We start from the raw sequence: 7,556 nt of genomic DNA, 5'->3' as shown, positions 1-7,556 counted from the left end.
GACGCCTGCCGCTGCACCAAATACCGCAAGCGCAGCAAGCTGGTGCCGGATTGCCTCGGCCTCCGCCAAGACTTCACCCAATTCCACTGGCTGCCATCCACCTGCGCCTACCGGCTGCTGTACGAGGGCAAGCCCCTGCCGGCCTGGCATCCCCTTATGTCGGGCCGGGCCGATTCGGTCCACGAGGCCGGTGTCTCGGTGCGGGGCTTGGCGATTTCCGAGTTGCTCGTGGATGACATCGAGGCGTATGTGATGGAGGGGTTCGGCTGATTTCCCCTGTAGCCATTGAGTCCTGCCAACCTGGAGTCCGAACTTCAGTTTGGACAGGACCATAAGCCACTGAAGTCTCGTCCAAACTAAAGTTTGGACTCCAGGCAGCGCGCCGTCACAGCCTCAATCCAACAGTGATGGAGCCACCCCCGTTACACTGACAATCTCCGCCACAGCCCAACGAGTCCCGCCCCATGCCGCACCGCGAAGAATTCATCGCCACCCGCTGCCTGTCCTTCGGACTGGCCTTGGATTACGTCGATTTCCAATTCTTATGGCTGCTGCCGGTGGTTGAAGTCATGTGGGCCGATGGGCATTGCCAGCGGCAAGAGGCCGAAACCCTGCTGCATTACGCCGACCGCTTCGTCGATCTGGTGGGGGTGGACGTGCCGGAAATCACCAGCGAGCGGGTGCGGCGGTTCCTGCAACCCTTCCTCGACGCCTCGGTGGGCCACAACCCCCGCAAGCGCGGTGAGCTGACCCGGCTTGCCAACTTCATTGTGAGTGAGTTGGTGGCCCCGGCTCACTGGGACAAGCGCAGCCATTTGTACGAGATTTGTGTGGAGGTCGCCATGGCGGCCCGCGCCGTTGACGGTGGCCGACCGGGACGGCGGATTTCGGCCCCGGAGGAGCGGCTGTTGAAGGATTTGCTGCGGGATTTGCGGTTGGATCGGTGAAAACGTGGGGGCGGTTTTTAACCGCGATTTTTGGTCTCGGTCGCGGTTGGAAACCGCTCCCACCCCAGTGGCCCGCATCAATTCAAAGTTTGTTATCCTCGCCAACCATTACTTTCCACACCCGCCAGGGATCCGGCGTTGACCCAGGTGAATGCCATGAGCGACGAGGAATACGAACTTTTTCAGCAAGAAATGGCCGACGTGCGGCCCCTGTCCCACAGGGGCGGAACCTTGATTGTCGGCGGCAGTGCGCGGCCCACGCCGGGTCAGATTTACCGGCGGGAGTCGGCGCAAAAAACCGGCAACTTCGACGCCAACCAGCTCCCCACGGCCTTCGTCGATTATGTCCATCCGGAGGCGGTCATCCAATTCAAGCGGGGCGGCATTCAAGAGGGCGTGTTCCGGCGCTTGCAGCGGGGCGGCTACGACATCGAGGCCACCCTGGACCTGCACGGACTCACCATCGAGCAGGCCCGGCACGAGGTTTACCGCTTCGTTCAGGACTGCCTGCGGCACGACATCCGCTCGGCCCTCATCAGCCACGGCAAGGGCCGCAACAACAAGGACGGCGTGCCGCTGCTGAAAAGCTTCCTGGCCCGCTGGCTGCCGATGTTCCCGGAAATCATGGCCTTCCACAGCGCCCAGAAATGGCACGGCGGGGCAGGGGCCGTGTACGTCCTGCTGCGGAAGACCGAAAGGGCCAAGGAAGCCACCCGCGAAAAGCTGGGCCTGAAGTCCGGCAAGCCCATCCCTTAGATCCAGCCCATGCCCATCCCTGAAACCGCCATCCGCGCCGCCGCCGAGTTCGCAGATGGGGTTGTCCTGCGCGTCGAACCCCTGGGGCGCGGGCTCATCAACGACACCTATCTGGTTTCCGACGCCGCTCGCCGCTTCGTGTTGCAGCGGATCAACGCCCGCGTCTTCCCCGACCCGCCCGCCGTGATGGCGAATCTCCGCGCCTTGTCCGACCATGCCCGGCGGCGGCCGGTCGATCCATCCGGCTGGCGCTTGCCAGACATCATCCCGACCCGTGCGGGCGGCGATTTCCACCGGGACGGGGCGGGCGATTACTGGCGCTCGTTAAGTTTCATTGATGGAACCCGCGGCCTGGACCGCTTGGCGAATGAAGGGCAGGCGGAGCAGGTGGGCCGCGCCCTGGGCCGCTTCCATGCCTTGGCGAACGGGCTGAACCCCGGCGCGCTGCGCGACACCTTGCCGGGCTTCCACATCGCCCCGGCCTACTTGGCCCGCTTCGACGCCATCGCCACCCGTCCGCGCCGGGCACCGGATTCAGCGGAGTTGCGGGCGGCGCTGGATTTCGTCGAGACCCGCCGCGCCATGGTGGGTGTGCTTGAGGATGCGAAGGCGCGGGATGAGCTCAAGCTCCGGGTCATCCATGGCGACCCGAAGCTGGACAATGTGTTGTTCGACCAGTCCGGGCGCCGGGCCGTGAGCCTGATTGACCTGGATACGGTGAAGCCGGGCTTGATTCATTACGATTTGGGCGATTGCCTTAGGTCCTGCTGTAATCGGCGCGGGGAGCAGGCGGCGGAAGCGCCCGTGTTCGATTTGGAGGTGTGCCGCGCCATCCTCTGGGGCTACGCCGCCGAGGCGAGTGGTTTTCTGTCCGCCGCCGATTGGGATTATCTCTACGCCGCCATCCGGTTGTTGCCGTTTGAGTTGGGCCTGCGGTTTCTGACCGACCACTTGGCGGGGGATGTGTATTTCAAGGTGGATTGGCCGGGCCAGAATTTGGCGCGGGCGCGGGTGCAGTTTGGGTTGGTGGTGAGTGTGGAGGGGCTGGAGAAGGCGATTTGGGCGCTGGTGAGGAAGACAGCCGGTGGATTGAGCGCCCCGCCCAACCCATAAGGTTTCCATAATTGAAACAATCAATAAGTTTTAGTTGCTATTGTCAACGGGGAACCTATCCTTAGATTCTGGGTTCATACCCAATTCACTCTGGGTTTGCTGAAATCGCGATGGGGCATGTCCTTTTCTAAGGGAGGAAAATTATGTTCAGCAAATTAACCGCGCATATTCCATTCCAGGTTCCCGATCTGGCCTTACTCGATCTGTCCGCCGAGGATTGGCGAATGCTTGCCATCCTGACGGTGTTCGGGCTGTTGCTGGTCATCGAGGGGTGCTTCGCCCGCCGGGAGCATCGCGCCCGCGATTACCGCCAGTCCTATTTGGCGAATTTCGGAACCCTGCTGTTCAACGACACGCTGATCTCGCTGCTGTCCGTGACCTCGCTGTGGTTCATCGCCGAGCGCTACGCCCACTGGGGACTGCTGAGCGGCCTGTCCGATCCGCTGCTCAAGGCGGCGGCGTCCTTCATCCTGCTCGACTTGACCCTGTATCTCTGGCACTGGGCCAACCATCGCTTCGACTGGCTGTGGCTGTTCCACAAGGTCCACCACAGCGACCGGGTGATGAATGTGTCCACGGCGTTTCGGCTGCACTTCGTGGAGGTGTTCCTGACGGTGCTGGTCAAGGGGCTGTTCATCGTGGTGGTGGGCGTGGACGCGGCGACCGTGGTGGCGAACGAGGCGCTAATCACGCTGTTCGTCCTGTTCCACCACGCCAATGTGTCGTTCCGGGGCGAGCGCTGGCTGCGATGGCTGACCATCGTGCCGCGCCTGCACCGGGTCCATCACTCGGCCAAGCGGCGGGAGCACGATAATAATTACGGCGCCGTGTTCTCCTGGTGGGATCGGCTGTTCGGCACCCTGCGCGAAGCCAAACCAGCCGAGATTGGCCTGCGGAACGTGCCGGGGCAGAGTTTCCTGCAATTGGTGAAGTTCGGCCTAACTTGGCAAACCGTGCTTGCGCCGACGGTGTCCGCCAGTCTTAATTTGCACGCGATGATTGCCGAAGCGGCCTATTATCGGGCCGAGAAACGCGGTTTCGCGCCGGGCCAAGAATGCCGGGATTGGTTGGAGGCCGAGCGGGAGATACGGGCGCTTAAACCGCAGCGCTGAGCCAGTGATGGTCTCATGGGCGTGCCTGACGGCAAGAAAAGGGATAACATTGCCAGAACAATCGCGCCATGCACGCAACGAGTCTTGTGTCCTTTCTCCCGCGTGAAAAAACGAGAAAAAGCCCAACGTGGCGCGATTGCCCTGATAACATGTCTCTAAAAAGATGTTATCCCTAATGCATCTCGTACAATAAGTCGCTTTTCACTTTTTCAAACCTCATCCCCATGACGTCATTTTCTAAATCTACCGCCGCCCTGATTGCGCTATGCCTGCTCGTCTCCGGTTGTGCCGGATTGACGGATGGTCTCGATAATCTCAGGGAACCCCATGTGTCCTTGGCTGGATTGGCGGTGAAGAAGCTGAACCTGTTCAAGCCGAGCTTCCTGGTCCGCTTGAAGGTGGACAACCCCAACGACGTGGAGGTGAATCTGGACGGCGCCGATGTGGCCCTGGCGCTGAGCGGTCGGCCAGTGGCCAACGGCGTCAGCCGCAGTCCCGTGAGTTTGGCCAAGCACGGCACATCCACCCTGGACGTGGAGGTATCCGCCGACACGCTGGGTGCCCTGCAACAAATCCTGCTGTTGCAGAACCAAAAATACCTGGATTACCAAGTGACCGGACACCTCAACGTCCTTAATTTGCTGGGTCCGTTGGGGCAGGTGCCCTTCAACTTCAAGGGCGCGGTAGACCGTGAGGCTCTTTTGAGGGAGGCACAAAGCCTGGGGAATTTGGCGGTGCCGCCGGGCTCTTCGGGCACCCGCTCGGGGACGATGCCGGTTCGTTAAGTCCGGCCCGCTTCATGCCAGCGGCACTTTGTGCTACCTTCAAAGCATTCGTTTTCCCGAGTTATCCCCTTGTTAAACACCCTGCGCCTGCCCCATAACCGCCCCTACCTGCGCGGCATCGTGCTCGCGGTACTGGCGTGGCTGGCGCTGACGCTCTCCGCCACCTGTGTCATGCCGTTATGGGGCGCCGTCCCCACCGCGATGACGGCCTGCCTTGATTCGTCCGGGCCGCACCCGGCGCCCATTTCCAAGCCCGATTGTTCGTTCAAGTCCTGCCTCGAATCCCAATCCGGCCCCGTTTTCGCGGCTAATCCCGACAGATCGCCCGAGCCGCCGCTGGCGATCCTATGTCTGGTCTGGATCGTCGGCGGCTGGTTCCAATCCCAGCCAGCCCTTCGAGCCGCTTGGCGTGGAGACCCGCCATCCGGTCGGCGGATTCCGCTCATCTATCTGTTCCGCGTCCTGCTGAATTAGCCCGTCCTGTCGTCGCCGAACCCTGTTGCCACGGGCGCCTTAGTGTTGCGCGCCCGTGCGGTTTCGCCATCGAGAGGAATGTCCATGTTTTCCGCCATCCATCCCCGGTCCCGCCGCCGCGCCCGAATCTGGCCGGTGTTGCTGGGCTGTCTCGCCACCGTCCCGTCCCTGCCGTGGGCGGCCGACGCCGATCTCGGCCTCAAGCGGGCGGTCGAACTGGCCCTGGCCGGCAATCCCGGCCTCGCCGAGATCAAGGCCCGTGCCGAAGCCCTGGCGGCGGTGCCGCCCCAGGCGGGTGCCCTGCCGGACCCCATCTTTAACGTCGATTTCCTGAACGTCCCGACCCGCAATTTCGATCTCCGCCAGGAGGACATGACCATGCTGGAGCTGGGCCTGACGCAGACGGTCCCGTTTCCCGGCAAACGCGGCTTGCAGCAACGGATCGCCGAGCAGGAAGCGCTCGCCGCCGCCGATTCGGTGGACGAGGCCCGCCTGCGCCTGGCCCGCGACGTGAAGCAGGGCTGGTGGCGGCTGTTCTATTACGACCGGGCGCTGAACGTGACCGCCGAGGCGGAGCAGTTCTTCCGGCAACTGGTCGAGATCACCCAGTCGAAATACCGGGTCGGGCAGGGCACCCAGCAGGACGCGCAACTGGCCCAACTGGAGCTTTCCAAGCTGAAGGACGAGCGGCTGGAACTCATCGGGATGCGGCACGGCGAGACCGCGCAGTTCAACGTGCTGCTGAACCGTGCCCCGGATGCCCCGGTGGCGATTCCGGCCCAGGCCCGGGTGGAACTGCCCGACGTGAGCGAAGCGATGCTGCTGTCCAAAGCCACCGAAGCCCGGCCCCTGTTCGCCCAGCACCGGAAGATGCTGGAGGCGGCCAAGGCGCGGGTCGATTTGGCGGAGAAGGATTTCTACCCCGACTTCACCGTGGGCGCGGGCTACGGCGTCCGGCAGAACACGCCCACCGGCCAGACCCGCAGCGATTTCCTCAGCTTCCGGCTGAGCATGAACCTGCCGGTGTACGCCGGGGACAAGCAGGCGCGGGCGGTGGACCAGCGCCAGAGCGAGTATCTCCAGGCCCAGTATGCCCTTCAGGACGAGCACCGCCGGGCCGAGGCGGACATTGCCGCCAAGAGCGCCGAATACCGGCACGCCAAAGAGCGGCTGGCGCTGTTCGAGCATGAAATCCTGCCGCAGGCCCGGCAGACGGTGGATTCCCTGATGGCGGGCTATCAGGTGGGGCGGACGGATTTCTCCGACCTGCTGCGGGCGCAATTGACTTTGTTCCAATACCAGGGGCAGTACTGGCAATCCCTGGCGCGGACCCAGCAAATCCTGGCGGAACTGGCGGCGGCGGTCGGCGGGGAGGTGGGCTATGAGTAAGTCGCTGGGTGTGGCCCTCGCTTTGACCATCGGCGTCGCGGCGGGCATCGCCGGATTCCGCTACATCCACAGTCGCACGCCGCACGACGCCGAACACGCCGCGACAGCCAGGAAGCCCCTCTATTACCGCCATCCCATGAACCCCAAGGTAATATCGCCCACCCCCGCCAAGGACGAGATGGGCATGGACTATCAGCCGGTCTATGCGGAGGAACCTGCCGCGCCGGGGAAACCGGGCCGCATCCTCTATTACCGCCATCCCATGGGGGCGGCTGACACCTCACCCGCGCCCAAGAAGGACGAAATGGGCATGGATTACCTGCCGGTCTATGAAGGCGAGGCCATGGGCGGGCGGGAGGTCAGCATCGCCCCGGAGAAAATCCAGAAGCTGGGCGTCCGCACCGAAGTTTTGGCACCGCGCAAGTTGGTTCGCAGCGTGCGTGCCCTGGGCAATATTCAGGTGGACGAGCGGCGGGTCCACGCGGTCACGGCCAAGTTCGAGGGCTGGGTGCAGCGGCTCCGCGTCAACGCCACCGGCCAGAAGGTGGAACGCGGCCAAGTTCTGCTGGACATCTACAGCCCCGACTTGCTCAGCGCCCAACAGGATTATTTGATCGCCCGCCAGGGCGTGGAGGCTTTGCGGGAGGCCAGCCCGGAGGCCCGCGCCACCGCCGAACGGTTGGCCGATAGCGCCTTGCAACGGTTGCGCTACTGGGACATCGCGCCGGGGGAATTGCGCGGCTTGGAAAACGGGAAAGCGCCGCTGGACACGCTGCCCTTGCGCTCGCCCGTGTCCGGTGTGGTGCTGGACAAGCCGACGGTGGAGGGGATGCGCTTCATGCCGGGGGAAACCCTGTTCCGCCTCGCCGATTTGAGCGTGGTGTGGCTGCTGGCCGACGTGTTCGAGCAGGATTTGGACTGGATCAAGCCGGGGCAGGCTATTCAGGTCCGTATCAATGCCTACCCGGATCGGACGTTCA

The 7,556-nt window shown here is 63.3% G+C and carries 8 protein-coding genes and 1 pseudogene; all 9 read left to right on the top strand.

The window, feature by feature from the left end; translation table 11 throughout:
* A pseudogene (locus tag ACXWUF_RS15235) lies at positions 1–270 on the top strand (YcgN family cysteine cluster protein); the annotation flags it as partial.
* Between the two features lie 194 nt (positions 271–464).
* The gene (locus ACXWUF_RS15230; RefSeq protein WP_458495506.1) at positions 465–947 is read left to right on the top strand and encodes a hypothetical protein; all 483 of its coding nucleotides are present in this window, start codon (positions 465–467) and stop codon (positions 945–947) included.
* 156 nt (positions 948–1,103) lie between these two features.
* Positions 1,104–1,703 carry a DNA endonuclease SmrA gene (gene smrA, locus ACXWUF_RS15225; protein WP_458495505.1) on the top strand — a complete coding sequence of 200 codons (600 nt, stop codon included), beginning with the start codon at positions 1,104–1,106 and terminating at the stop codon, positions 1,701–1,703.
* A gap of 9 nt (positions 1,704–1,712) precedes the next feature.
* Positions 1,713–2,816 (top strand): phosphotransferase enzyme family protein, encoded by a 1,104-nt coding sequence (locus tag ACXWUF_RS15220; RefSeq protein ID WP_458495504.1) that lies wholly within the window; start codon positions 1,713–1,715, stop codon positions 2,814–2,816.
* A gap of 143 nt (positions 2,817–2,959) precedes the next feature.
* Positions 2,960–3,928 carry a sterol desaturase family protein gene (locus ACXWUF_RS15215; protein WP_458495503.1) on the top strand — a complete coding sequence of 323 codons (969 nt, stop codon included), beginning with the start codon at positions 2,960–2,962 and terminating at the stop codon, positions 3,926–3,928.
* Between the two features lie 224 nt (positions 3,929–4,152).
* Positions 4,153–4,713, top strand: coding sequence for an LEA type 2 family protein (locus tag ACXWUF_RS15210; RefSeq protein ID WP_458495502.1), 561 nt, complete (start codon positions 4,153–4,155; stop codon positions 4,711–4,713).
* 69 nt (positions 4,714–4,782) lie between these two features.
* Positions 4,783–5,187: a hypothetical protein gene (locus ACXWUF_RS15205; protein WP_458495501.1), complete on the top strand. Its 405-nt coding sequence runs from the start codon at positions 4,783–4,785 to the stop codon at positions 5,185–5,187.
* An 84-nt stretch (positions 5,188–5,271) separates the two neighbouring features.
* The gene (locus ACXWUF_RS15200) at positions 5,272–6,576 is read left to right on the top strand and encodes a TolC family protein (protein ID WP_458495500.1); all 1,305 of its coding nucleotides are present in this window, start codon (positions 5,272–5,274) and stop codon (positions 6,574–6,576) included.
* On the top strand, positions 6,569–7,556 hold a 988-nt coding region (locus ACXWUF_RS15195), incomplete at its 3' end, for an efflux RND transporter periplasmic adaptor subunit (protein ID WP_458495499.1). The genes ACXWUF_RS15200 and ACXWUF_RS15195, both read left to right, overlap by 8 nt.

It is taken from the genome of Methylomagnum sp., from assembly GCF_054333355.1.
Note: the sequence above shows the minus strand (reverse complement) of the source record. Positions and strands in the feature narration are given on the sequence as shown.

Coding starts and splice junctions, on each gene's coding strand:
- ACXWUF_RS15230 (WP_458495506.1), top strand. CDS start 465: ATGCCGCACCGCGAAGAATTCATCGCCACCCGCTGCCTGTCCTTCGGA.
- smrA (WP_458495505.1), top strand. CDS start 1,104: ATGAGCGACGAGGAATACGAACTTTTTCAGCAAGAAATGGCCGACGTG.
- ACXWUF_RS15220 (WP_458495504.1), top strand. CDS start 1,713: ATGCCCATCCCTGAAACCGCCATCCGCGCCGCCGCCGAGTTCGCAGAT.
- ACXWUF_RS15215 (WP_458495503.1), top strand. CDS start 2,960: ATGTTCAGCAAATTAACCGCGCATATTCCATTCCAGGTTCCCGATCTG.
- ACXWUF_RS15210 (WP_458495502.1), top strand. CDS start 4,153: ATGACGTCATTTTCTAAATCTACCGCCGCCCTGATTGCGCTATGCCTG.
- ACXWUF_RS15200 (WP_458495500.1), top strand. CDS start 5,272: ATGTTTTCCGCCATCCATCCCCGGTCCCGCCGCCGCGCCCGAATCTGG.